At 56.5% G+C, this 23,331-nt stretch carries 19 protein-coding genes; 13 read left to right on the forward strand and 6 right to left on the reverse strand.

All coding sequences use genetic code 11. The annotated features are described in order from the left end of the window. Positions 1–104 precede the first annotated feature (104 nt). The 4 genes from BTN82_RS01050 (at position 105) to BTN82_RS01065 (ending at position 5,764) form a co-directional block, all read left to right on the forward strand. A complete protein-coding gene (locus BTN82_RS01050) occupies positions 105–3,017 on the forward strand; it encodes an aminotransferase (RefSeq protein WP_075117333.1) in 2,913 nt (970 codons plus the stop codon). A gap of 309 nt (positions 3,018–3,326) precedes the next feature. Further along, the gene (aguB, locus tag BTN82_RS01055) at positions 3,327–4,205 is read left to right on the forward strand and encodes an N-carbamoylputrescine amidase (RefSeq protein ID WP_075117334.1); all 879 of its coding nucleotides are present in this window, start codon (positions 3,327–3,329) and stop codon (positions 4,203–4,205) included. Between the two features lie 5 nt (positions 4,206–4,210). Beyond that, positions 4,211–5,317 (forward strand): agmatine deiminase, encoded by a 1,107-nt coding sequence (aguA, locus tag BTN82_RS01060; protein WP_075117335.1) that lies wholly within the window; start codon positions 4,211–4,213, stop codon positions 5,315–5,317. A gap of 246 nt (positions 5,318–5,563) precedes the next feature. Further along, positions 5,564–5,764, forward strand: a complete 201-nt coding sequence (locus tag BTN82_RS01065) for a hypothetical protein (protein ID WP_075117336.1) — start codon at positions 5,564–5,566, stop codon at positions 5,762–5,764. Between the two features lie 245 nt (positions 5,765–6,009). On the opposite strand, the gene BTN82_RS01070 is transcribed toward BTN82_RS01065, so the two are convergent. Continuing rightward, positions 6,010–8,103 (reverse strand): TonB-dependent receptor, encoded by a 2,094-nt coding sequence (locus tag BTN82_RS01070; protein WP_075117337.1) that lies wholly within the window; start codon positions 8,101–8,103, stop codon positions 6,010–6,012. Between the two features lie 245 nt (positions 8,104–8,348). On the opposite strand from BTN82_RS01070, the gene BTN82_RS01075 reads away from it, so the two are divergent. The 5 genes from BTN82_RS01075 to BTN82_RS01095 all read left to right on the forward strand — a co-directional run bounded on the left by BTN82_RS01075 (position 8,349) and on the right by BTN82_RS01095 (position 12,275). Further along, on the forward strand, positions 8,349–9,044 hold the full coding sequence (locus tag BTN82_RS01075; protein WP_075117338.1) for a DsbA family protein: 696 nt from the start codon (positions 8,349–8,351) through the stop codon (positions 9,042–9,044). A 30-nt stretch (positions 9,045–9,074) separates the two neighbouring features. Further along, positions 9,075–9,470: a nuclear transport factor 2 family protein gene (locus tag BTN82_RS01080; RefSeq protein WP_075117339.1), complete on the forward strand. Its 396-nt coding sequence runs from the start codon at positions 9,075–9,077 to the stop codon at positions 9,468–9,470. A 235-nt stretch (positions 9,471–9,705) separates the two neighbouring features. Beyond that, entirely contained in the window at positions 9,706–11,010 is a 1,305-nt protein-coding gene (locus tag BTN82_RS01085; protein ID WP_075117340.1) for an OprD family porin, read from the forward strand. Positions 11,011–11,187: 177 nt separating this feature from the next. Further along, complete coding sequence (locus tag BTN82_RS01090; RefSeq protein WP_075117341.1) at positions 11,188–11,598, forward strand: MbcA/ParS/Xre antitoxin family protein; 411 nt, start codon at positions 11,188–11,190, stop codon at positions 11,596–11,598. Next, the gene (locus BTN82_RS01095; RefSeq protein WP_075117342.1) at positions 11,598–12,275 is read left to right on the forward strand and encodes an RES family NAD+ phosphorylase; all 678 of its coding nucleotides are present in this window, start codon (positions 11,598–11,600) and stop codon (positions 12,273–12,275) included. The genes BTN82_RS01090 and BTN82_RS01095 overlap by 1 nt, the downstream gene beginning before the upstream one ends. A 112-nt stretch (positions 12,276–12,387) precedes the next feature. Here BTN82_RS01095 and BTN82_RS01100 read toward each other — a convergent pair whose 3' ends face one another. Both BTN82_RS01100 and BTN82_RS01105 read right to left on the reverse strand, forming a co-directional pair. After that, positions 12,388–12,651, reverse strand: a complete 264-nt coding sequence (locus tag BTN82_RS01100) for a DUF3077 domain-containing protein (RefSeq protein WP_075117343.1) — start codon at positions 12,649–12,651, stop codon at positions 12,388–12,390. Positions 12,652–12,991: 340 nt separating this feature from the next. After that, positions 12,992–13,387: a c-type cytochrome gene (locus BTN82_RS01105; RefSeq protein ID WP_075117344.1), complete on the reverse strand. Its 396-nt coding sequence runs from the start codon at positions 13,385–13,387 to the stop codon at positions 12,992–12,994. 205 nt (positions 13,388–13,592) lie between these two features. On the opposite strand from BTN82_RS01105, the gene BTN82_RS01110 reads away from it, so the two are divergent. Together BTN82_RS01110 and BTN82_RS01115 are read left to right on the forward strand one after the other, a co-directional pair. Then, positions 13,593–15,026 (forward strand): PAAR domain-containing protein, encoded by a 1,434-nt coding sequence (locus tag BTN82_RS01110; protein WP_075117345.1) that lies wholly within the window; start codon positions 13,593–13,595, stop codon positions 15,024–15,026. 2 nt (positions 15,027–15,028) lie between these two features. Continuing rightward, positions 15,029–15,415, forward strand: a complete 387-nt coding sequence (locus tag BTN82_RS01115) for a hypothetical protein (RefSeq protein ID WP_075117346.1) — start codon at positions 15,029–15,031, stop codon at positions 15,413–15,415. 220 nt (positions 15,416–15,635) lie between these two features. Here the strand turns inward: BTN82_RS01115 and wrbA are convergent, their stop codons facing one another. After that, on the reverse strand, positions 15,636–16,235 hold the full coding sequence (wrbA, locus tag BTN82_RS01120) for an NAD(P)H:quinone oxidoreductase (protein WP_075117347.1): 600 nt from the start codon (positions 16,233–16,235) through the stop codon (positions 15,636–15,638). A 738-nt stretch (positions 16,236–16,973) separates the two neighbouring features. On the opposite strand from wrbA, the gene BTN82_RS01125 reads away from it, so the two are divergent. Both BTN82_RS01125 and BTN82_RS01130 read left to right on the forward strand, forming a co-directional pair. After that, entirely contained in the window at positions 16,974–19,112 is a 2,139-nt protein-coding gene (locus BTN82_RS01125; RefSeq protein WP_075117348.1) for an ATP-dependent nuclease, read from the forward strand. After that, on the forward strand, positions 19,097–21,022 hold the full coding sequence (locus BTN82_RS01130; RefSeq protein ID WP_075117349.1) for an ATP-dependent helicase: 1,926 nt from the start codon (positions 19,097–19,099) through the stop codon (positions 21,020–21,022). The genes BTN82_RS01125 and BTN82_RS01130 overlap by 16 nt, the downstream gene beginning before the upstream one ends. A gap of 121 nt (positions 21,023–21,143) precedes the next feature. Here BTN82_RS01130 and BTN82_RS30825 read toward each other — a convergent pair whose 3' ends face one another. Beyond that, positions 21,144–21,503, reverse strand: a complete 360-nt coding sequence (locus BTN82_RS30825) for a hypothetical protein (protein ID WP_075117350.1) — start codon at positions 21,501–21,503, stop codon at positions 21,144–21,146. Between the two features lie 268 nt (positions 21,504–21,771). Further along, positions 21,772–22,752 (reverse strand): integrase domain-containing protein, encoded by a 981-nt coding sequence (locus BTN82_RS01145; RefSeq protein WP_075117351.1) that lies wholly within the window; start codon positions 22,750–22,752, stop codon positions 21,772–21,774. Positions 22,753–23,331 lie beyond the last annotated feature (579 nt).

Consider the following 23,331-nt stretch of genomic DNA (forward strand, 5'->3'; position numbering starts at 1 on the left):
GCCAGGGCGGCGCGGGGCTTGCCGACGGCCTGGAGGAAGGGGGTTGCGTAACGCCCGACGCAGTGGCGATATAAGCGTCTGACAATAATTCCAGGGGTCGTTCCATGTTGCTCGCCACATTGCTTCACCGCGCCAGCCTGCCCGGTCCGCAGGTCACCCCGCAGCAGGCGCTGGACCTGCTGGAGGTGCACTACGGCCTCAGCGGCACGCTGCAGTCGTTGGGCAGCCAGCAGGACCTCAATTACCGGCTCGACAGCGTTCAGGGCCGCTTTGTACTGAAGGTCTGTCGCGGCGACTACGATGCCCAGGAGTTGCAGGCCCAGCATGCGGCGCTCAAGCACCTCGGCGCGCACCCCGAACTGCATGTACCGCGGGTGATCCCGGCGAAGAACGGCGCCGACCTGTTGTCCCTGGAGGTCGGCGGCCAGGCGGTGCATGTACGCCTGCTCGACTATATCGAAGGCCAGCCCCTGACCCACCTGGCGCACCTGGGCCCTGAGCTGGCGGCCGGGTTCGGCCGGCTGTGCGGGCAGATGGACCTGGCCCTGGCGGACTTCCAGCACCCGGGCCTGGAACGCACCCTGCAATGGGACGCGCGCCATGCCCACACCCTGACCCGTCACCTGCTGCCGGTGATCGCCGACGAGCGGCAGCGCAGCCTGATTGCCGAGGTAGCCGAACAGGCCGAGCGCCGGGTGCAGCGCCTGGCCGAGCAGTTGCCGGTGCAGCCGATCCACATGGATATCACCGACGACAATGTGGTCTGGCAGCGCGATGCCCAGCGCCACTGGCAGGTGCAGGGGGTGATCGATTTCGGCGACCTGATCCGCACTTGGCGCATCACCGACCTCTCGGTGACCTGCGCGGCGCTGCTGCACCATGCCGAGGGCGATCCGTTCTGCATCCTGCCGGCGGTGCGCGCCTACCACGCGGTCAATCCGTTGCAAGAGGCCGAGTTGCTGGCGCTGTGGCCGCTGATCGTGGCCCGCGCCGCGGTGCTGGTGCTCAGTGGCGAACAGCAGGTGAGCATCGACCCCGGCAACCAGTACAGCCGCGACAACCTGAACCATGAATGGGAGATCTTCCGCGTCGCCGCCTCGGTGCCGTTCGAGTTGATGGAAGCGGCGATCCTCGGCGCGGTTGGCCAGGCGTTGCCGGCCATCGCCAGCGAAGGTTTCGCGCCGTTGTTGCCGGGCCTGGTGGGGCGCGAATTCGCCCTGATCGACCTGGGCGTGCTCAGCCCGCACTTCGAGGCCGGCAACTGGGAGCAGCCGGACATCGACACACAACTGTTGCGACAGGCCGCGGCGGCCCATGGCCTGGCGGCCAGTCGCTACGGGCAGTACCGCTTGTCCCGGACCCGCCCGGACAGTGCGGTCGAGCCGGACACCCTGGCGCTGCATGTGCAGTTGCAGGTGCCGTCGGGCACGACGGTCGAAGCGCCGTTCGCCGGGGTGCTGCACCGCGCCGCCGACGGGTCGTTGCGCCTCGACGGCCCGCAGTCGAGCGTGCGCTTGTGGGGCGTCGAGCCTTCGCTGCATGCCGGTGCGGCGCTGGTCAAAGGCCAGGTGTTGGGGACTGTGGACGGCGAGCTCAAGGTCCAGCTGTGCCGCGGCGCGCCACTCGATCCGCCGTTGTTCTGCACGCCTTCGCGGGCGCTCGCATGGCAGGCGCTGTGCCCGTCGCCAGCGGCGCTGCTGGGCCTGGCCTGCGACGCCGAGCCGGAGCTCGATCCGCAGGCCCTGCTGGCGCGGCGCGATGCCAGTTTTGCGCGCATGCAGAAGCACTATTACGTCGACCCGCCGCGTATCGAGCGCGGCTGGCGCAACCACCTGATCGACATGCAGGGCCGTTCCTACCTGGACATGCTCAATAACGTCGCGGTCCTCGGCCACGGCCACCCGCGCATGGCCGCGGAGGCCAGCCGCCAGTGGTCGCTGCTCAACACCAACTCGCGGTTCCACTACGCGGCGATCACTGAGTTTTCCGAGCGGCTTCTCGAACTGGCGCCGGACTCGATGGACCGGGTGTTCCTGGTCAACAGCGGCAGCGAGGCCGCCGACCTGGCGATCCGCCTGGCCTGGGCCTACAGCGGCGGGCGCGACATGCTCAGCGTGCTGGAGGCCTATCACGGCTGGACGGTGGGCGCGGACGCGGTGTCGACCTCGATCGCCGACAACCCCCAAGCCTTGAGCAGCCGTCCGGACTGGGTGCATCCGGTGACCGCGCCCAATACCTACCGCGGCGAATTCCGCGGCCCCGACAGCACCGCCGATTACGTGCGCAGCGTTGACCAGCACCTGGCCCGGCTGGAGCAGCAGAATCGCCAGCTGGCCGGGTTCATTTGCGAGCCGGTGTACGGCAACGCGGGCGGTATCGCCTTGCCGCCGGGTTACCTGGAACAGGTTTACGCGCGGGTCCGGGCCCGGGGCGGGGTGTGCATCGCCGACGAGGTGCAGGTCGGTTACGGACGCATGGGTAAATTTTTCTGGGGCTTCGAGGAACAGGGCGTGGTGCCGGACATCATCACCATGGCCAAAGGCATGGGCAACGGCCAGCCGCTGGGGGCGGTGATTACCCGCCGGGAGATCGCCGAAGCGCTGGAAGCCGAAGGTTATTTCTTCTCCTCGGCCGGCGGCAGCCCGGTGAGTTGCCGGATCGGCATGGCGGTGCTGGACGTAATGGCGGAAGAACGGCTGTGGGAGAACGCCCAGGTGGTCGGCGACCATTTCAAGGCGCGCCTCGAGGCCCTGATCGAGCGCCATCCGCTGGTGGGCGCGGTGCATGGCTCGGGTTTCTACCTGGGCCTGGAGCTGGTCCGCGATCGCCAGACCCTGGAGCCGGCCACCGAGGAGACCGCGTTGCTGTGCGAACGCTTGCGCGAGCTGGGGATCTTCATGCAACCCACCGGCGACGACCTGAACATCCTCAAGATCAAGCCGCCGATGGTCACCACGCGCCAGAGCGTCGACTTCTTCGTCGACATGCTGGCCAAGGTGCTGGACGAGGGGCTCTAAGCCCCCCGAATGCTGCGCATTCGGATCGCGAGCATGCCTGCTCCTACAGGAATCACCTCAACTCTGTAGGAGCGAGCTTGCTCGCGATAGCGCCAGAACAGACACCCTCGAACCCCGATAAATACCGATAACAATCGGTATTTATCGGGGTTTATTTTTAATAGCTCGATTTATTAGCTTTTAAAGTCGATTTTTATCGGATATAAATCCCTCCAGCCCCGGTTTCGGTCACGCCGTGCCCGGCCTTTCCTTTTTCTGTCATCGACCGCTGCCACCCTCGGTCCCTGGCTGTTGCCCTGGAGATGATTCATGAGCCGTATCGTTACCGTCGCCGCCACCCAGATGGCCTGTTCCTGGGACCTGGAAGCCAATATCGAGACCGCCGAAAAGCTGGTCCGCGAGGCTGCCGCCAAGGGTGCGCAGATCATCCTTATCCAGGAGCTGTTCGAGGCCCCGTACTTCTGCCAGAAGCCCAACCCGGACTATCTGCAGCTGGCCACCACGGTGGACAGCAACGTGGCCATCGCGCATTTCCAGAAGGTCGCCAGGGAGCTGCAAGTGGTGCTGCCGATCAGCTTCTACGAACGGGCCGGGCGTGCGCGTTTCAACAGCATCGCGATCATCGACGCCGACGGCAGCAACCTCGGGATTTATCGTAAAAGCCACATCCCGGACGGCCCTGGCTACCACGAGAAGTACTACTTCAACCCCGGCGATACCGGCTTCAAGGTGTGGAACACCCGCTACGCGAAAATCGGCGTGGGCATCTGCTGGGACCAGTGGTTCCCCGAGTGCGCCCGCAGCATGGCGCTCTTGGGCGCGGAGATCCTGTTCTACCCGACCGCCATCGGCAGCGAGCCGCACGATGCGAGCATCTCGTCCCGCGACCACTGGCAGCGCGTGCAGCAAGGCCATGCCGGCGCCAACCTGATGCCGCTGATCGCCAGCAACCGTATCGGCAACGAAGAGCAGGACGGCTACGACATCACCTTCTACGGCTCGTCATTTATCGCCAACCAGTTCGGCGAAAAAGTGCAGGAGCTGAACAAAACCGAAGAAGGTATCCTTGTGCATTCTTTCGACCTCGACGAGCTGGAGCACATCCGCAGCGCGTGGGGCTCGTTCCGTGACCGTCGTCCGAACCTGTACGGCGCGTTGAAAACCCTCGACGGTTCCCTGGAGTCCTGATCGACATGACCACATTGAAAAGCACCCCTCGCGCCGACGGCTTCTACATGCCCGCCGAGTGGGCCACGCAGACCCAGGCCTGGATGATCTGGCCCGAGCGCCCGGACAACTGGCGCCTGGGCGGCAAGCCGGCGCAAGCCGCGCACGTCGCCGTGGCCAAGGCCATCGCCCGCTTCGAACCGGTGACCGTGGCGGTCTCCGCGGGCCAGTACGAGAACGCCCGGGCCCGCCTGGACGTGCCGAATATCCGCCTGGTGGAGATGTCCAGCGATGACGCCTGGGTCCGCGATACCGGCCCGACCTTCGTCATCAACGACCACGGCGAAGTCCGTGGCGTGAACTGGGATTTCAACGCCTGGGGCGGTTTCGACGGCGGCCTGTATTCGCCGTGGAACCGCGACTCGCAGGTCGGCGGCAAGATCCTCGAGATCGAGCGCAGCCCGCGTTACCGCACCGAAGGCTTCGTGCTCGAAGGCGGCTCGATCCACGTCGACGGCGAAGGTACGGTGATCACCACCGAAGAGTGCCTGCTCAACCGCAATCGCAACCCGCACCTGGACCGTGCCGAGATCGAAGCGGTGCTCAGCGCCAACCTGGCGGTGGACAAGGTCATCTGGTTGCCGGACGGCCTGTACAACGACGAAACCGACGGCCATGTGGATAACTTCTGCTGCTACGTGCGCCCGGGCGAAGTATTGCTGGCCTGGACCGACGACCCGCAGGACCCGAACTACCCGCGCTGCCAGGCGGCGCTGAAGGTGCTGCAAGACAGCACCGACGCTAAGGGGCGCCCGTTCACGGTGCACAAGATGCCGATTCCGGGGCCGCTGTACGCCACCGAAGAAGAGTGCGCGGGAGTCGATCCGGTGGACGGCACCCAGGAACGCAATCCGTCGGTGCGCCTGGCCGGTTCCTATGTGAACTTCCTGATCGTCAACGGCGGCATCATCGCCCCGAGTTTCGACGACCCGCTGGATGCCCGCGCCAAGGACATCCTGCAGGCCCTGTTCCCGCAGCACGAAGTGGTGATGGTGCCGGGTCGCGAGTTGTTACTGGGGGGCGGAAATATCCATTGCCTTACCCAACAGCAACCGGCGCCGCACAAGGTTTGAGTGTTGTTGTAACAGCCCGCGGCGCCTGATTGCGCGGTTGTTACATGGATCCAATCCGGCAGCCACCGGCAAGCCCGCAGCCCTGATGGACTGCGGGTTTTTTTGTATCTGGAACCGCGTAATTACGAGGGTTTGGCATAGCTCTTGTATCTTCCGTGAGGTCACTCGGAGACATGTCGAACTGCGATGTTCTGTCATAAACCTTGGATAAGTTAGCCGCTCACAAACCGGGAGAGAGCGCTGGATATGAATATGGTCAGCGAGCGGGCACCACATCCCATGGCAATGAATAGCGAATCGCTTCAGGTTCTGGCGCAATGGCTGAAGTCCAACGGAACGCGACAGGTTCGGGAAACCGATCCGCGCCGGATGATCCTCGATCGTTACCCCGCTGGTTTGTTCAGCGAGGCGGAACTCGAAGCGTTGTGGGATGTGCTGGAAGGATAAGCAAACAACGGATTGGTAAAAGCGCTGCCCGGATGGCAGCGCTTTTTTTTGCGCGCAGTTTTGTGGCTGCTGATGCGCTTGCGCGGTGTGTCAGGCGGACGGCGGGCTCAGGTTTTGCGCTGGCTGCGCCATCGAACACAGGCTGCGCCAGCGGCTACAGGGAGCGTGCGAGATCAGGCTTCTGTAGCCGCTGCCGAAGGCTGCGATCGGCCGCGTAGCGGACGTGGGGCTGCCGGCGCGGTGTGTCAGAAGCTGTAGGTACCGGTTACCACCAGGCTGCGTGGATCGCCGAACTGGATCTGCCCGGCGCTGGTGGCCGAGGAGTAGTAGGTGCGGTCGCTGATGTTGTTCAGCGCGGCGCGCAGGTCCCAGTCCTTCTGGCGGAAGCCGGCCAGGGCGTCCCAGCGGCCGTAGCCCGGCAGCACCACGGTGTTGGCGTTGTCGGCATAACGATCGCCGACCAGGGTCAGGCCGGTTTCGGCGTACCAGCCCATTTCCGGTTTCCAGGTCACGAACAGGCTGCCATTGCGCTTGGCGACGTTGTTCACGCGGTTGCCCTCGTCGCCGTTGTTGCTCTTGACCACGGTCGCGTCCTGCAAGCCGATGCCGCCGCGGATCGACCAGTTGCCGACGATCTTGCCCGCCGCGGTCAGCTCCACGCCGCGCGAGCGTTGCAAGCCGGTCAGCAGGATCACGTTCGGGTCTTCGACGCTGCGGGTGCGGCGGTTGTACAGCTCCAGTTCATAGACCGCCAGGGTGGTGCTGAAGCGGTCGTCGAGCCAGTCGCTCTTGACCCCGATTTCCTTCTGCCGGGTGCGTTCCGGGCTCAGGTCGTTGGTGTTGCCGTTGGCGTTCGGGGTGATGCCGATCAGGCCTCCGCCGACCGGGGAGAAGCTCTTGCTCCAGGAGGCGTAGAAGGAGTGGTTTTCCAGCGGGGTCCAGACCACGCCCAGGCGCGGGCTGGTGCTGTGGCTGTCGCGGTCGTCCTTGCGATCCAGGATCTTGTTGTGGGTCTCGACGTTGAAATTGTCGTAGCGCAGGCCGGCGAGCACTTGCCACTGATCGTTCAGGCGCAGTTGGTCCTGGACATAGACGGCGCGGCTTTCCACCTCGCTGTGGTTGTAACTGGACGCCACCATCTTTCCGGTGTGGCGCATGTTTTTATCCGGGTTGAACAGGTCCAGGGCGGGCACGGCCTGGCCACCGGCGTTGATCGCCGCTGTGGTGTAGAGCTTCGGATCGCGGCGCTGGCTGCCCAGCTCGACGCCCGTCAGCACCCGGTGTTCGAGGCCGAAGGTATCGAAAGTGCCTTCGACTTCGAGGTTGTTATAGATGTTGCGGGTGTTCAGGTCCTGCTGCCAGCGCTGGCGATTCACCTGTTTGGTAAGCGGGTTGTAGCCGGTCAGGTAGGTGTTGTCGAAATCGCTGTTGAGCTTGAACACGCTGAGGGTGTGGCGCAGTTGCCAGTTGTCGTTCAGCTCGTAGCTCAGCTTGGAGCGCAGGGACTGGGACTTGTCGTCGATGTAGTCGCGCTTGTCGCCGTAAGTGGTGTCGCGGCTCACGTCCGCCGGGCGCCCGTCGACCCCGGGAATACCACGGTCCGGTGTGCGGTTGTAGCGGCTGTATTCGTACTGCACCAGCCAGTTGAGGTCTGGCGTCAGCTGCCAGCTCATGGACGGCGCGAACAACTGACGGTTGCCGCTGACGCCGTCGCGGAAGCTGTTGTTGTCCTGGTTGCCCATGTTCAGGCGCAGGCTGATGTTCTCGCTGGGGTCGGCGCTGAGGTCGGCATACAGGCTGCGCAGGTCTTCGCTGCCACCCTGGACCTCGACCGTGGAGCGTCGCCCGAACTGCGGCAACTTGCTCACCCGGTTGATGATCCCGCCCTGGCTGCCACGGCCGTAGAGCACCGCCGCCGGGCCCTTGAGGACCTCGATGCGCTCGATATTGTGCAGGTCGCGCACGTACTGGCTGTCGTCGCGAACGCCGTCGAGGTAGAAATCGTTGCTGGCGTCGAAACCGCGGATGCGCAGGCTGTCGAAGCGCGTATCGGCGCCGCTGCTGACGTTGGGAATACCGCTCAGGGCCTGGCCCAGATCGTTGGTGCCGTAGTCCAGCACATTGCTGGTCTTCAGCGAGTCGATGGCTTGCGGTACGTAGCGCACGGGCGTGGCGGTGCGGGTCGCGGTGCTGACTTCCTTGACCCGCGGATCGTCGGCGTCGGCTTCTGCGCTGATCGCAGTGGCCGGTAGCGTAGTCGGGGCGGCGAAGCTCAAGCCGGCGGTGAGCGAGGCGCAAAAACCGAGGGTAAGGGGAGTCAGGCGGAAGGGGGCAGGCATTAAAAGCGCATCCTGAAGGGTTAGGGAATCAGTCGGCGCGAATGGTAATGCTTACTATTTACTTATGTTAATGATTCGCTAAAAGTTCCTTGGGTTGATTGTTTCAATTTGTGTCAAAGCTGATACAGGGTCGATTCGACCGATTCGCGAAACAGACTAAAAGCCATTCCAGCGTTTTTCGCCGGCGGCCGCCGGCATAGTCTGCCGCCATCGAATCCATCGGCCTTTTATTCCTGGAGCCTTCCATGTCGGCAGCGACCCTTCATTACATCTACGACCCCCTGTGCGGCTGGTGCTACGGCGCCAAGCCGCTGGTGCAGGCCGCCCGGGCCGTGCTGCCGGTGGTGGCCCACGGCGGCGGGATGATGACCGGGCGCAACTGCCAGCAGGTTTCGCCGCAACTGCGCGACTACGTCATGCCCCATGACCGGCGCATCGCCGAGTACACCGGGCAGCCATTCGGCGAGGCCTATTTCGAAGGACTGTTGCGCGACCATTCGGCGCTCTTCGATTCCGCCCCGCCGATTGCCGCGGTACTGGCGGCGCAGGCCCTCGACGGGCGCGGTCTGGAACTGCTCGGGCGGTTGCAGACGGCGCACTACGTCGAAGGGCGGCGCATTGCCGATGTCGAGGTGTTGCTGGAGCTTGCCGAAGGCTTGGGTTTCGAGCGCGGCGAGTTCGAGGAAACCTTCGAATATGCGGCGGCGAACAGTCTGAACGAACACATCAAGGCCAGCCGGGCGCTGTTGGCCCAGGTCGGCGGCCAGGGTTTCCCGACCCTGGTGCTGGAGCAGGACGGCCAGTTCCAGCTGATCGACATCAGCCCCTGGCTGGGCAAGCCGCAAGCGTTCGCCACCTGGCTGCAAGACGCTTTCGGCGCGTCTGAGGCCGAGACAGCGGCCGGCTTGCAGACCTGCGGCCTGAGCGGTTGCACCCTTTAACACCCCCCACTTAATTTTGCGGAGTCACCCATGGATAACCTGGCACTGATCAAAAGCACCTACGAAGGGGCCACCTCCGAGGAAAACGGCCGCAACACCGCCGCCGCCCTGGCCGCCGATGCGCGTTGGACCGAAGCGGCGGGTTTTCCCTACGCCGGCACTTACGTCGGTTTCGATGCGGTGGTGGAAAACGTGTTCAAGCGCCTGGCCACCGAGTGGGAAGGGTTTGCCTTCACCGTCGAGAACTATGTGGCCCAGGGCGACAAGGTGTTCGCCTACGGCAATTACACCGGCATCTATAAGGCCACGGGCAAGCCGCTGAACGCTCGCGTGGCGCATTTGTGGACCTTGAAGGAAGGCAAGGTCACCCACTTCGAGCAATTCGTCGACAGCCACACTGTGCAACTGGCCATCAAGGATCGCTGAGTCTTAGACGATTTTTGCCTATTTTCAGACGATTCTTGAAATTGACACATTGTTCGGGGCGCAGATAGGATTCGCGCCAACGCCTGTGGCCAACGGCCATAACAAAAAAATCAATAAAGGCCCGCCGCGATTCTTCGTGGGCGGGTCTTTTTGTCCTGGCCTGAAAAAAGAGCGCTTAAGCGCCGTTTCCAAGGAGCACCACAGCGCGTCATCAACCCGTAATAAGGAAAATAAAATGTTGAATAAGCGGATCGGTCTGATCGCACTGGGGATTCTGAGCGCTACTCAAGCCATGGCTAACGACCAGGCTGAGTCCAAGGGGTTTGTCGAAGACAGCAGCCTGAACATTCTGCTGCGCAATGCTTACATCAGCCGCGACAAGAAAGACGGCAATCACGATCAGCGTGAATGGGGCCAGGCCGCCATCGGCACCTTCTCGTCGGGCTTCACCCAAGGCACCGTGGGCGTGGGCGTCGACGCCTTCGGCCTGTACGCGCTGCGCCTGGACAAAGGCAGCCACAGCGGCGGCCAGGGCATCGATTTCTTCAAGCCAAGCGAAGGTGGCAACAAGTCGCCAGCGGGCGACCTGGCCAAGGCCGGCGCCGCGGTGAAGTTCCGTGTATCCAACACCGTGCTGACCTACGGTGACCAGATGCCGGCCCTGCCGGTGCTGAACTACGACAACTCGCGCCTGCTGCCGGAAAGCTATACCGGTACCTTGATCACCTCCAAAGAGATCAAGGGCCTGGAGCTGAACGCCGGTCGCTTCACCGCCGAATCGCGCAAGAGCGCCGAAGGTCGTGACAGTGGCGGCCTGAAGTCGATCAACGTGTTGGGCGGTAGCTACCAGTTCACCGAACAGTTCAAGGGCGCGCTGTACGCTTCCGACGTCGAAGACGTGCTGAAGAAGCAGTATGTGAACCTGAACTACGTGTTCCCGCTGGCCACCGATCAGTCGCTGACCTTCGACTTCAACGGCTACCGCACCAAGCTGGACAAGTCCTATGCCGAGCTCAAGGACGCGGGCGGCCAGGACAACAAGATCTGGAGCCTGGCAGCCACCTACGCCCTGGGCGCGCACTCGTTCACCCTGGCGCACCAGCGCAGCACCGGCGACAGCAACCTGGGTTATGCCTACGGCGGCTACCAGAAAGAGCAGCGGCGCATTGGCGACGGTGGCAACACCATCCTGCTGGCCAACTCCTACTGGTCCGACTTCAACGCCGAAGACGAGCGCAGCTGGCAGCTGGGCTACGGTCTGGATTTCGGCGCCTTCGGCGTGCCGGGCCTGACCTACAACCTGGCCTACGTGCGCGGTGACAACATCACCTCGACCAACAGTGCCGGCGACACCACCACTGGCGGCACCGAGCGCGAGATCTTCAACCAGTTCAAGTACGTGGTCCAGAGCGGCCCGGCCAAGGACCTGAGCGTGAAAGTACGCAGCTCGATCCTGCGCGTATCGCAGAAATCCAGCGGCTACAACGACAGCGGCAACGAACTGCGTGTGTTCGTCGACTACCCGATCAACGTGTTCTGATGAACGCCTGATCGCGGCCTGATACTCGGCCGGCAATAGAAAAAGCCCCGACTGGTTCGGGGCTTTTTTATGCTTGTGGATAAGTTTTCGCGAGTTCATATGAGAATAAAAACTACAAATCTATTCGTATCCGTACTAGGCTGAAGTTATCGCTCACTGATCCACGGAGGTTCGATCATGACCGTTTCGTCCGCCGCCCAAGCCGCCCCCCATGCGCTGGACAGCCCGGAAGCCAGCCGGGTGGCGCTGAAATTCTTCTTCAGCCTCATGCAGCACTGGGGTTGTAGCGCCGAGCAACAGCGCACCCTGCTGGGCAAGGTCGGCAACACCACGCTCTACAAATACAAACAGCTGCCGGCCAATGTGCGGCTGCCCCACGACACCCTGGAGCGCATCTCTTACCTGATGGGTATCCACAAGGCGCTGAGCATCATTTTCAGCAACAGCCGCGAGCGCGCCTATCAGTGGGTCAGCAGCCCGAATACGGCCGCGCCGTTCAACGGCCAGACCGCGCTCGACTACATGCTCGCCGGCCGCGTGGTGGACATCGCCGACGTGCGCCGCTATCTCGACGGAGTGCGTGGTTGATGGCGCCGCAACAGGTATTGCCGACGTGGCCGCGGGCCTATCGGATCGTCAACAGCTGCTTTCCGCCCATCAGCCTGTTCGAGGACGTGCTCGACCCCGAGGACCTGCAGACCGCCTACGCCCTGGAAGCCCTGACCAACGACCGGCTGCGCGAACAGGCCGGCGAGCTGTCGCGGGTGCTGCCGCAAGATCGCATCGCCGGGCCAGGCTCCACGCCGGTGATGGCGGCCTTCACCCACATCGGCAAGGCCAGCCGCTTCACCGACGGCAGCTACGGCGTCTATTACGCCGCCAGCAGCCAGGCCGCGGCCATCGCCGAAACCTGCTACCACCAGGAGCGTTTCCTCGCCGCGACCCACGAGTCGGACCTGGAACTGACCATGCGTACCTACGTCAATCGGGTGCTCCAGCCCCTGCACGATATCCGTGCCGACCACCCGCAGTTGCACGACCCCGACCCCAGCCGCTACGGCCCGGCCCAGGCCTTCGCCCGCGAATTGCGCGACGCCCAATCCTGGGGCCTGCTGTACAACAGCGTGCGCCTCGACGGCCACGAATGTATCGCCGCTTTCCGCCCGCCCGCGGTATCGATCCCCAAACAAGGCAAGCACCTGCGCTACGTGTGGAATGCCGGCAGCCGGAAGATTTCGTTCGTGTTCGAGGTCAGTGAAGTCTGAGGTTGCGACATTACCCTGTAGCCGCTGCCGCAGGCTGCGAACGGCTGCGTAGCAGCTGCGCTTTAAAGGGCTGCGGAAAACTCCCGCAGCCCTCATCGTCTAAACCCGCTGCTTACTCCAGCACCTTCACCACATCATCGATCAGCGCCTTGCTCATCGTTTGTAGGTAATGCGAGGCCCATGCATGTCGATCAGTGCTGCGCTCCATAGCAGCGTCTTCAGCCAATTTCTTGGCGATATGCAGCAGATCGGAAGCGAGGGACAAGGCGTCGCGAATCGGGATACCGCTGCTGACCTGGAACAACGGTTCACCTGCGTGGAAGGGGCAGGGGGTGAGGCCTGGGGTTTTTAGGTCCTTTGGATTGCTTGCGTACATGGTCTGGCTCCTTGACTTATGAAGCTGCCACGAACCTTCTCACGGGTTGGGGTGGCAGCCGTACGCAGGGTGAGAAACCGGCAATCAAGGCAACCGGTAGACCCGAAGGTCTCCTACGCACGGCCGCCATAAAGCACTCTCGCGGGCACAAAAAAGCGCCTGCAACAGTATGGGGGCGCCTTGCGCCTTGATTGGTTCGGGTTCTCACGCCCGGTCGTTGAATTGGCAACGACGGAGGGGAGGTTAACGTGGGGTCTTGTGCGCCGCAACAGCGGGAAAAGCAAAGTGACAAATCGCAGGTTTAGGGACGCTTGTTGCAGGGTTGGATGGGGCTGGCCGCTCAGGGTTTTTGCGTCTGGAAAGTCTGCAAATAAGCCAGCAGATTATCGATCTTCTCCTGATCGCTCAGCCCCCAGAAAATCATCCGCGTGCCGGGCACCACACCCTTCGGGTCTTCGAGATAGGCCACCAGCTTGTCGCGGGTCCAGACGACGCCGGACGACTTCATCGCATCGGAGTACTGATAGTCCTCGACGCTCCCCGCCGTACGCCCAATAACGCCATTGAGCTGGGGCCCAAAAGAACTGCGCACCGAAGGCCCGATATTGTGGCAGCCGCTGCAGATGCGCTTGAACAACTTGCCGCCGGCTTCGGCGTCGCCCACTGCATCTGCCAGGGCATGGAATGACAGCAGATTCAGTATCAGGGCCAAGGCCAGGGTTGCGGTGATTTTCATGTACGGCTCCGGATCGGATGTGGCGGGTAACAAAAGCGGGGGCTATTTGAGCATGGCAGGCGGCTTTTCGGAAAAGAGGCGTTACTAGTGATGACGAATGATTGGTTATTGAAGCGACCCGTCCGTTGTTTTGAGAAATGTCTTAAATCCTTCTGGATACCCCGGTCGTTAGCATCCAGGCTCATTCCGCTAGCAGGATATAGCCATGACTTTTGTGATCAGGGAGGGAGATCCGAGCACTACGGGAGGTCGGGTTCTCGTAGGGTCGACGACTACGATTGTGGTGCATCGCCAGGCCGCGAGAATCAGCGATCCGGTGTGGTGCCCTCAATGCAACAGCATGGGGTTTATCGCCGAAGGCAATCCAAGCTTTATCGTTGAGGGCGTTGCAGTAGCGACCCACGGGCACGCAGTGCAATGCGGGTGTCCTCCTGGCAGCAACCGGTTGATCGCCACTCAAAGTACGGTGATGGCAGCCGAGGAAGGTAGTGTGGTCATCGCACCTGAGTTTGCCGCAATGGCGCAGGCAGCCACACATGCTTGGGCACGGGCAATCAGTGATGGTTCTTACAAGAGTGAGTTCACTCGAGATATCCCTACCCAAGGACTGACCGGGTTGACCAGTGCTGAGCCATTGTCAGCTGCGCCGACAGCGCTCCAGGAGGCCGAGCCTGGCTTCCATATTGTGCAAAGCGTTATCGCCCGCTCAGAGCTTGAAGCACTCCTGTTCGAACAGCCTAATGCCGCTGTGTTGGACAAGTTCCGCACCCTGAATCCTCAACTGTCGAACTACGCGAAACCGGGGCAACTGATTGTCTTGAGTGATCCCAAGAACCATCAGTGCACCCGAGAAGAAGCGTTGCTAATGGAAGCAGCCGATAAGGTGAACAGCGCTCTTGGGGCGATGAGTGATGATGAGGCCGCTTTTATGGTCCGTCATCGAGCGGAAATCGAGTCGTTCTTGACTGAGGGCTCGGGGGCTATCGGTATTGGCGAGGTTATGTTTTCCAAGCATTTGGATAACTTGAAAAGCACCCTGGAACAACTGGAAAAGTTGCACCAGCAAACATTCCGGCAACACGGTCGGTTGCAGGTCCCGGAGTTTCTTATAGAGCGAAAGCGCTTGATGTCTCAGTTGGATAACAGCCTGGGCCCGCTGGTGCGTAAAGGTATAGGCATACCAGAGCATCCAAAACTGAAAAGCGCCCTGGGGATCTCCAGTCGTAGCCTGGTTCACCACTGGAGCAAAGCTGGAGCACCTGGGGGCATTCCGGGCTATACGACCCATATCGAGGGCGTAGCCAAGGCCAGCAAATACATCAAAGCCGGGGGCTGGGTGGGGATTGGGCTTGGGGCATCTGCTTCGGCACTGAAAGTACGAGAGGTATGTCGCATCGGCAGCGAACAGGACTGCCGCAAGGTTAGGTTTATCGAGGGCGGAAAATTTTCCGGCAGGCTTGCTGGTGGCGCTGTTGGTGGTCCGATAGGCGGTGCTGCATGTGTTGCCCTCAGTGCCACTGGTATTGGCGGCCTGCTGTGTGGCGTGGTCATGGTAGGTTTGGGCTCCGTTGCCGGTGGTGCTGTTGGCGAGAGCCTTGGAGAGGGAGTGGGAGAGAAAGTGTATGAATGGAGTGAATAGGGATGCTTGATGCTGAAGATGTTTTTTTCATCTTTGTGATTGCGAATTTCACCTTGGTGTTTTTGTTTATCGGAACGCAACTGTACTTCGCCTATTTTCGGATGAACGAAATACTCAGCAGCTTGAGCCATTCAAGGGGTGTCCAGTTGCGGCTCTCTTTCATGGGGAAAGATCCATTTACCCGTTTCCTCGTGCTGATTTGCGTTGGCAGCATGCTGACGTTCTACAAACGCTCACTGAAAGGTGGGGATCTGGATGCTGAGGATCATCAAAATTTTCCAGGTTCGTTACGCCGAATGATAAAGCTTTCGTATATGGCAGCCCTTTTCGCGGGAGTGCTGCTATTTATTCTTTGGGGACTAGGAAAGTACATGGGATGGCTGAAGTAATCAGGCTGGCATGTAGGACTCTCGACAAGCAGCAGGCGGTGCTGGCACTAGGAGATAAAGGTATACCGGAACGGCTTGAGCGTGACAGAGAACAGTGGCCCAGAAACAACCAAGCCCGCGCATCGCTGCGAGGGCTCGGTTTGGTCTTTGCGCCTGGTGCTGGCAGATGGAGCACCCTGTGGCGCTTGTCTCTGCGCAGGCCGGGCGATTTACCCAGCCACTACTGGCTCAGTTTGACCGCCAGCTGTGCCACGTACTGGCCTTGATGACGAGCGATCTCCAGTTCACGAGCATCAGGTTGGCGAGAGCCGTCACCACCGGCGATGGTAGATGCGCCATAAGGCGTGCCGCCGCCGACGCTGGACGTATCGAACAAGGCTGGCGAGCTGTAGCCGATAGGCACAATAATCATGCCGTGGTGGGCGAGGGTGGTCCAAGTGGATGCAATGGTCATCTCCTGGCCACCACCGGTACCTGTCGAGGTGAATACGCTGGCAAGTTTGCCAACCAGGCCGCCCTTGGCCCACAGCCCGCCCGTCTGGTCGAGGAAGTTGCGCATCTGGCCGGACATGTTGCCGAAGCGGGTCGGGGTACCGAGGATGATCGCGTCGTAGTCGCCCAGCTCGCCTGGAGTGGCAATCGGAGCGATCTGATCCACTTTCCCATGGGCCGCCTTGAAGGCCTCCGGGTCCATGGTTTCTGGTACGCGTTTGATCGTCACTTCGACCCCGGGAACGCTCCGCGCGCCTTCCGACACGCTCTGGGCCATAGTCTCGATATGACCGTACATCGAATGATAAAGAACCAATACCTTAGCCATGCGTACTTCCTCTTGAGGTGTGTTTTGAGCTGATTGATGGCCTGTTAAATAGGCAACCAGATTCGTTATCCATCCCACCGTTTCACCCTGCGTCTGCGTGAGTCGTGGCACATGATCGATCTAATTGGTTTCTGTGAATATGAGAAAATATTGAACAGCAGGTTCGAGAAAACTGATCGTTTAAAATGACGACGGCACGAAGGTGCCCGGAGGCGTAGCACTGGAGAGGATCTGAAAACGGAGAGGGCGCTTGGCGTACTGGTTCCGGGTTTTTACCAACCCCGGAAACGACAAAGGCCAACCCGAAGGTTGGCCTTTGACTTACTGCGTATGGTGCGGCACCAGGAGTCGAACATAAAACTAACTTGTTGTTTTTGTTTAATATTTATAGATTTTCTGAAGTTTCTATCTCTAAATTTACCCTGACATCTACAACATCTTTCTCATTTGCAGGGTGCGATGCCAACTGCGCCTTTGGTAGCTACTTGCCAGGTAGACCAAGCTTTAGCTACTGTCTGGCAAGTGGCCAGCTCCCTGGGTCATGTAACCCTTGGTAGCGGGAGGCTTGGTTAGCATGGATGCAAATGATCCGCTTAAGCGATTAAGCCAAATAATTTCAGTAACTTACACACCGATAGCTCTAATTTTATTGATCGACAACTGGTTGTTTTATGTCAGGGACTAGATGTGTCTGATATCTAATTTCGGTGCAATTTATTCTAATGCAAGGATAGGTTCATGAAAGTAGTAAGGATCGAGGTTAATAATTTTCGATTATTGAAGAAGTTCTCTCTTGATCTTGAGAGCAATCTTTCTCTGGTGTTGGGTAAAAATAATAGCGGAAAGACTTCGCTTCTCTCTGCGTTAGAGAAATTTATAAATTCTTCTGAGAAGCATAAAATAGTTTTTGACGATTTCAATGTCGATTTAAAAGCAGCCTTAATCAAATTGGTGAGCGGGGCTGATCCGATAGGTCCGGAGAATGCCTATATCCCCTTGGGTATAACGTTGAAGTTATATGTTGAGTACGATGACGTCGATAATTTGTCGCCAGTAAGCCAGTTAATAATGAGCTTGGATCCTGATGATAATCATATTGTGCTTGGGTTTGAGTATCTGGTTAGTTATTCTCAGTTGACGGCGATGCGGAATGATTACAATGCTGTAAAAGAAAAATATGACAACGATTCGAGTTTGTTTCTTAAGGAAAATCAGCATATTTATTTTGATCAAGTCAGGAAAAAAAGCTTTTCCTATAGTGATCCGGATGTGTTCACAGACTTGACTAAAGAAAACATTAGTTTGGCTGATGTTATTTCATTCAGGTCTATCGGTGCGAAGCGGAGTGTTACGAATAAAGACAATGATAAAACCCTCTCTTCTCAGACTGCAATCATATACAAAAAGACATCTGAGAACCAAGAGCAGCAGGAGGCTGTCGAGGGCTTTAAGAAACAATTGCGCTCGACGGATAAAGAGCTGAGCGAAATATATCAGGATATGTTTTCTGGGTTGTTGGGAAAAGTTGCAAAGTTTGGCGGGTCTAGATTGTCCGAGACGCATATTAAAATTGCATCCACCCTGCAGCATCGAGAGCTGTTGGATGGAAATACAACTGTGATGTATACCCATGACACCCATGATCTTCCCGAGCACTTTAATGGGCTTGGCTATATGAATCTAATCAGCATGATTTTTGAAATAGAAATGTTGATGAGTTCTTTTCGGAGATCTAGTAAAGAAAATCCTGCTGCGATTAATTTACTTTTTATTGAGGAGCCGGAAGCGCATACACATCCTCAGATGCAATATACTTTTATAAAAAATATTAAGTCCCTATTAAAAGAAAGTCGGGTGAGAGAGGATGGGGTGGAGATTCATCTTCAAACGATTATCAGCACTCACTCATCTCATATAGTGGCAGAGTGTGATTTCGACGATATCAAGTACTTGAGGAAGTCTCCTCTTGCTAACAGTGTGGATGCAAAAAATCTTAAGGCGCTCAAGTCAGAGTATTCGTCCGATGATGTGGATGACAATGCCCAGGCTGAACTCTACTACAAATTCCTTAAACAGTATCTTACGTTGAATCGCGCCGAGCTATTTTTTGCCGATAAAGCAATACTTATTGAGGGTGATACTGAGAAGATTCTTCTACCAGCAATGATGAGAAAATTTGACCAAGAGGTTCCTGATGTTGGCGCTATACCTCTGCTTTCACAGAATATTTCAATCGTGGAGGTAGGAGCACATGCTCAAATTTTTGAAAAGTTTATCCATTTCATTGGTATTAAAGCTTTAATTTTGACCGATATCGATAGCGGGATTAAAGAACTGCTTTTTGAAAAGGATGGAGTTACTCCCCAGCTATACAAAAAAGGCACTCAGAAAATAGAGACTATAAAATGTCGTCCTGATGACCCGGCGGCAGACCATACAGCAAATGGATCGTTAATATTTTATCACGGCAAGGTTAGAGAAGATTTGGACTACTTTACCTCACTTAGTGTTGAAGGTAAGGCTTTATCCAAAGTCGGAGGCGAATGGAAGGTCGATGTCGATGGCAGTATTTTTCTAGCATATCAGACTAAAGACGACGGCTATCATGGAAGAAGCTTCGAAGATGCATTTTTTTCGATAAACAAAGCACTACTTGGAACTGACTCTGAAAAGTTTCCATCTCTAACGCCTAAGTGGTTCAACAAATATATAAATGGCGAGTGCGATGCATTTGAGTTTGCAGAGAAAGCAGTTGGCAAAAAGCCTTCGTTAGCGATTGAAGTTCTGCTTAATAGTATACCTGATGAAAAATCAGACTTCTCCAATTGGAAGACTCCTCACTATATCCAAGAGGGCTTGGAATGGTTGCGCAAATGAAGAACTTAGAGGAGGTTAGTGAAGAGACGAAAAAAATTCTAGATACTATCAGTGAGGGTAAGAGTTTTTTACTGAGTGGCGGTGCAGGGAGTGGGAAAACTTATTCTTTGGTAGAGGTTATAACGAATTTGGTTACCCTCAAGCCCTTGGCACGCGTAGCGTGTATTACCTACACCAACGCGGCGGTGCGGGAGATTGAGGGCAGAGCCAGTCATCCAAATCTGCACGTTTCTACGATTCATGACTTTCTCTGGGGAGTAATCAAGCACTTTCAAGTGGAACTAAAGGAGGTTTTGTTAACGCTGATTAATGATGACGAAATATCAGGGTTTAAAGTTTTAGATGGCAATGGAGAGTCGGAAAAATTAGATGTAATTGAGGCGGATGTAAGGTATAAGGAATACGTCAAGTTTAGGGAGGGGGTAATTTCACATGATGAAGTTATTGTCCTTGCTAACGAAATGTTTAAGCGATACGACAAGCTGTGCCGGATTTTGAAAGATTGTTATCCATATATTATGGTGGATGAGTATCAAGATACTCAGGCGGAAGTTGTAGATATACTTCTTACGCAGTTGACTAGAGTTGGTGATCCAAATGTTATTGGCTTTTTTGGCGATGCAATGCAGGCAATTTATGACGAAGGTATTGGTGATTTAGATTCTTACAAAGGGGAGGGGGTTGGGCAGGTTAGAGAGATAAAGAAAGAAGAAAATAGAAGAAATCCACAAAATGTAATCGATTTGGCAAACAAGCTTAGGAATGATGGGCTTTTTCAAGTTCCCTCTAAAGATTTAAATGCTCCAAATATGACCGCTGAAGGGGGTGTAAAAAGTGGTCATATACAATTTATATACTCTTCGAATGATGATATTAATATTGTAAAAGAATACCTGGGTTGGGAGTTTTCCGAGCCATCAGGTGCTAAGGAACTCAATCTCACTCATAATCTCATCGCTGCCAAAGCAGGGTTTAGTGAGCTGATGAGGATTTATGATGGCGACAAGATTTTAGAGTATGTCCGTAGGGTCAAAAATTATATCAAGAAAAATGAGCCTGCTTTTAACTCTGAGGGAAAAACGTTCGGAGAAGTATTGGCCGAGTTGAAGTATAAGAAAACTGGTAAAGCCTTAAAAGACGTTGATCCCACAGACGGCATGGCGATATATATTGCAGAGCACCAAGCCATATATGACTCTGCACTGGGTTTTCCATATAGTGAACTGGCTTCTTTATATGTTGACAAAGACCAGCTTATAGATGATCAGAAATCTGATCGAAGTGAGTTGGGGCGTGGTGGGGGTAACAGGGATGACCTGATAAAACATTTATTTAAAATACAAAAAAATGTCCAGCTTTACTTAGATGGAAGTTTTAATGAATTTCTTCGCGTAACTGAACATGCCGTCAAATCTAAGAATGATAAAGTTAGACTGAAGGAGAGGGTTATAAATTTATCTAAAGTCGATGATAAAACAGTACAGCAAGTCATCGATGAGGCAAATGAAAGCGGCCTTGTTAGAATTGATGATCGCCTTCAATCATTTATGGAGTCGAAACGTTATATTTATAGCCAAGTGGCCGCGCTTCCATTTTCTCAATTTCAGAAACTATTTGAATATCTTGAAGGATTTACGCCGTTCTCTACTCAACATAAAACCAAAGGTCGAGAGTTTCCTGATGTTCTAGTTGTTCTGAATAACGGTCGGTGGAATTCCTATAACTTTGATTATTTGTTCACTGATCGCGTGGATAAAGAGAGTGTAGTGAATCGGACGCGAAAAATTCTCTATGTATGCTGTACCCGTGCAAAATCAAATTTGGCTTTATTTTATCACTCGCCGTCTGAAGCAGTTATTGAAAAAGCGAGGGCTTGGTTTGGCCATGAAAACGTAAAAAATTTAGATTAACTTTCTATGCGGAAAAGCAGTGCCTGATATTACCTAGGAAAGCAATCTGGGTAAGTCAGGCAATGCTAATGAAATTCAAGTGCATATTTAATTGGTGGTGCTTTCAATTATTTTTTAATATCTAAATACTGTAGTTATAGTATTTTCCAGTGTCGTAATCGTACAGAGAAATGTTTTTACCGTTTATGGTTCCGCTAAAATACTTTTTTGTGTCGTAGTCATAGCCATCAAACTTTTTTCCGTTCATTTTGAGGTTTACATGTTTTGAATTGTTGTAGTCATAGAAGTCTAGTGAGCTGTTGCTACTTCCAGAAAAGAAGCTAGATGTTGTGTAGTCATATCCTTCAACTTTTCCATTTGAGATGCTAGCTGAAATATTCCTATGACATGAAGTCGAGTAATCGTAAATAGAGCTTATTCTTTTCTGATTTCCGGCAGCACCGACGACTGCAGCGACCCTAGCTCGTGTTGTTTCTTTCATTAGTCAAATCTCCATTTTTTACTTAGTCTCACAGTAATTAACTCTGCAGTCAGCTTATAGTAATAACGCGTGGAAGCGGCTCGATGTTGTATCTTCATGCGCAAAAACCATAGCACATGCTTTCTTTGCCACGTCCAAGGATTGTCTCGGTGCTAGCGCTCAGCGATCGCTGTTTGGATAGCCTTCGCCTGATGTAGGTGGCGTTGGCGCGTGGTATGCGATCCGGTCAGGACGCCCGCCAGGAACAGATCTATATCGAATCCCGTGCTCATGCTCGACCACCAACGTAAGCGGCCACCACGACGATACGGTTGTGCCCCAGCTCATAACTGATTTGTACTCGGGCATCCTGATCTAAGCGTCGGTCGAGTTGGTAGCAATGGCCACTGTTGATGGGGGCGGCATGCTGGGTGATTTGCTCATAGCGTCCGCACGCATAAGCTGCCCGCAATTCGTGGAAACCTTTGAGGTGGTGCGTATGGAGGATGTCTCGTGCAGGGCGAACGATTCGTTGATGGAAATCGAGGTAGCGTTCATTCGGCGCGAGCAAGTTGCGGCTGCCGTCGGGCGATACCTGTTCGGCAAAGCTCAGTGCCTCACGAACATGATCATCTACCGTAATCCAGCGTGGCGCCGAAGCACCTGAGCGCCCCCCTTTGGTGCCATCCTGGATGTTGATCTTGCCGTAGTGTTCGGCCTCACGTTTTAGACGCGGTAGGTCGGCCAAAATGGCCTCGCGTAAGCGCATGCCGGTGGCTCGCGCCAGCTGAGCGATGGCGGCGGCGCGTGGTATCTGGTGTTCGCAGAGTACGTCGACTATCCGTTTCACATGTTCGCGGTCTTGGCCTTGCGGCACCGAGCGGCGAACACTGGTTCGCTGTATCCTCAGCGCCTTGCTCGGACTCGGCACTTTCACATATTGATCACCGCGAAGCGCCGCCATCGTTCGGTTCACGCTGGACAACCGGTTTTGTGCGGTGGCGATGTTTATAGCCCCATGTTCAACTTGCTGCTGCAGATGTCCAGCATAGTCCAATAAGATCTGCTGATTTATCTGCCGCGCATCGTTAAACCCCGGCCCATCCTCCGACCGGCACCACCGCACAAACGCCTGCCAGCGATCACCGTGCGCCTTCACCGTGCCGTAATGCCCGCCGCCAAACAGATCACGTAGCGCCTGCGACCCGGCATAACTCAGTTGTCGGCCATAGCCAAAATTTCGTCCATCCCGTCTACCTACCAATGCCATGATCAAACTCCTCTCGACGCAAAAGCCTTTGAAACCTTCCCCACGTCATCCCGCCACGAATGTTGAGTGTTATCAGGGATCAAGGCCCCTGCGACCTGTGAGGGTTGTCCACTAACGCGGGACTGGCGGCTCCTTACGACCGGGAACTTGGGCATCTCATGATCTGGCCTCCTGAACACTTCCGAGGAAGTGGGCGGGTGGAGGCTGCACTGGCTGACGAGACCGGCGCCGCGAGATCCTGAGTCGGGTGAAGGCAGTGAAGCGATGACCGGGGCATGCCTGACTGTCAGTCAGGTGCAGTCCATTCCTTGGGTTGCGGCACCATCATCTGCATCGCTGTTGCTGGTGGCTTCGGTGTTTGTCACGCTGATTGTCACGAGGGGGAATGCCACAAAGCCTTGTACGAGTTTGGCTGCAGCAGTGGTAGAAGCGCCCGTCTCTTTCCGGGAGAAAGAGACGGGCGCAGATTGGCGCACGGGAATGGCCAAGCGGATAGGTTGCTGCAGGGCAGCTTTGAAAGGGGATGAGTTGCCGCAGTGGGCACACTGGTAAGAGCAGGCATCCATCACATCGCTGTGA

This window comes from Pseudomonas chlororaphis (genome assembly GCF_001921865.1).
Lineage (GTDB): Bacteria > Pseudomonadota > Gammaproteobacteria > Pseudomonadales > Pseudomonadaceae > Aquipseudomonas > Aquipseudomonas chlororaphis_D.

Bases quoted from the DNA above. Each gene is read 5' to 3' on its own strand.
- BTN82_RS01050 (WP_075117333.1), top strand. From the start codon at position 105: ATGTTGCTCGCCACATTGCTTCACCGCGCCAGCCTGCCCGGTCCGCAG.
- aguB (WP_075117334.1), top strand. From the start codon at position 3,327: ATGAGCCGTATCGTTACCGTCGCCGCCACCCAGATGGCCTGTTCCTGG.
- aguA (WP_075117335.1), top strand. From the start codon at position 4,211: ATGACCACATTGAAAAGCACCCCTCGCGCCGACGGCTTCTACATGCCC.
- BTN82_RS01065 (WP_075117336.1), top strand. From the start codon at position 5,564: ATGAATATGGTCAGCGAGCGGGCACCACATCCCATGGCAATGAATAGC.
- BTN82_RS01070 (WP_075117337.1), bottom strand. From the start codon at position 8,103: ATGCCTGCCCCCTTCCGCCTGACTCCCCTTACCCTCGGTTTTTGCGCC.
- BTN82_RS01075 (WP_075117338.1), top strand. From the start codon at position 8,349: ATGTCGGCAGCGACCCTTCATTACATCTACGACCCCCTGTGCGGCTGG.
- BTN82_RS01080 (WP_075117339.1), top strand. From the start codon at position 9,075: ATGGATAACCTGGCACTGATCAAAAGCACCTACGAAGGGGCCACCTCC.
- BTN82_RS01085 (WP_075117340.1), top strand. From the start codon at position 9,706: ATGTTGAATAAGCGGATCGGTCTGATCGCACTGGGGATTCTGAGCGCT.
- BTN82_RS01090 (WP_075117341.1), top strand. From the start codon at position 11,188: ATGACCGTTTCGTCCGCCGCCCAAGCCGCCCCCCATGCGCTGGACAGC.
- BTN82_RS01095 (WP_075117342.1), top strand. From the start codon at position 11,598: ATGGCGCCGCAACAGGTATTGCCGACGTGGCCGCGGGCCTATCGGATC.
- BTN82_RS01100 (WP_075117343.1), bottom strand. From the start codon at position 12,651: ATGTACGCAAGCAATCCAAAGGACCTAAAAACCCCAGGCCTCACCCCC.
- BTN82_RS01105 (WP_075117344.1), bottom strand. From the start codon at position 13,387: ATGAAAATCACCGCAACCCTGGCCTTGGCCCTGATACTGAATCTGCTG.
- BTN82_RS01110 (WP_075117345.1), top strand. From the start codon at position 13,593: ATGACTTTTGTGATCAGGGAGGGAGATCCGAGCACTACGGGAGGTCGG.
- BTN82_RS01115 (WP_075117346.1), top strand. From the start codon at position 15,029: ATGCTTGATGCTGAAGATGTTTTTTTCATCTTTGTGATTGCGAATTTC.
- wrbA (WP_075117347.1), bottom strand. From the start codon at position 16,235: ATGGCTAAGGTATTGGTTCTTTATCATTCGATGTACGGTCATATCGAG.
- BTN82_RS01125 (WP_075117348.1), top strand. From the start codon at position 16,974: ATGAAAGTAGTAAGGATCGAGGTTAATAATTTTCGATTATTGAAGAAG.
- BTN82_RS01130 (WP_075117349.1), top strand. From the start codon at position 19,097: ATGGTTGCGCAAATGAAGAACTTAGAGGAGGTTAGTGAAGAGACGAAA.
- BTN82_RS30825 (WP_075117350.1), bottom strand. From the start codon at position 21,503: ATGAAAGAAACAACACGAGCTAGGGTCGCTGCAGTCGTCGGTGCTGCC.
- BTN82_RS01145 (WP_075117351.1), bottom strand. From the start codon at position 22,752: ATGGCATTGGTAGGTAGACGGGATGGACGAAATTTTGGCTATGGCCGA.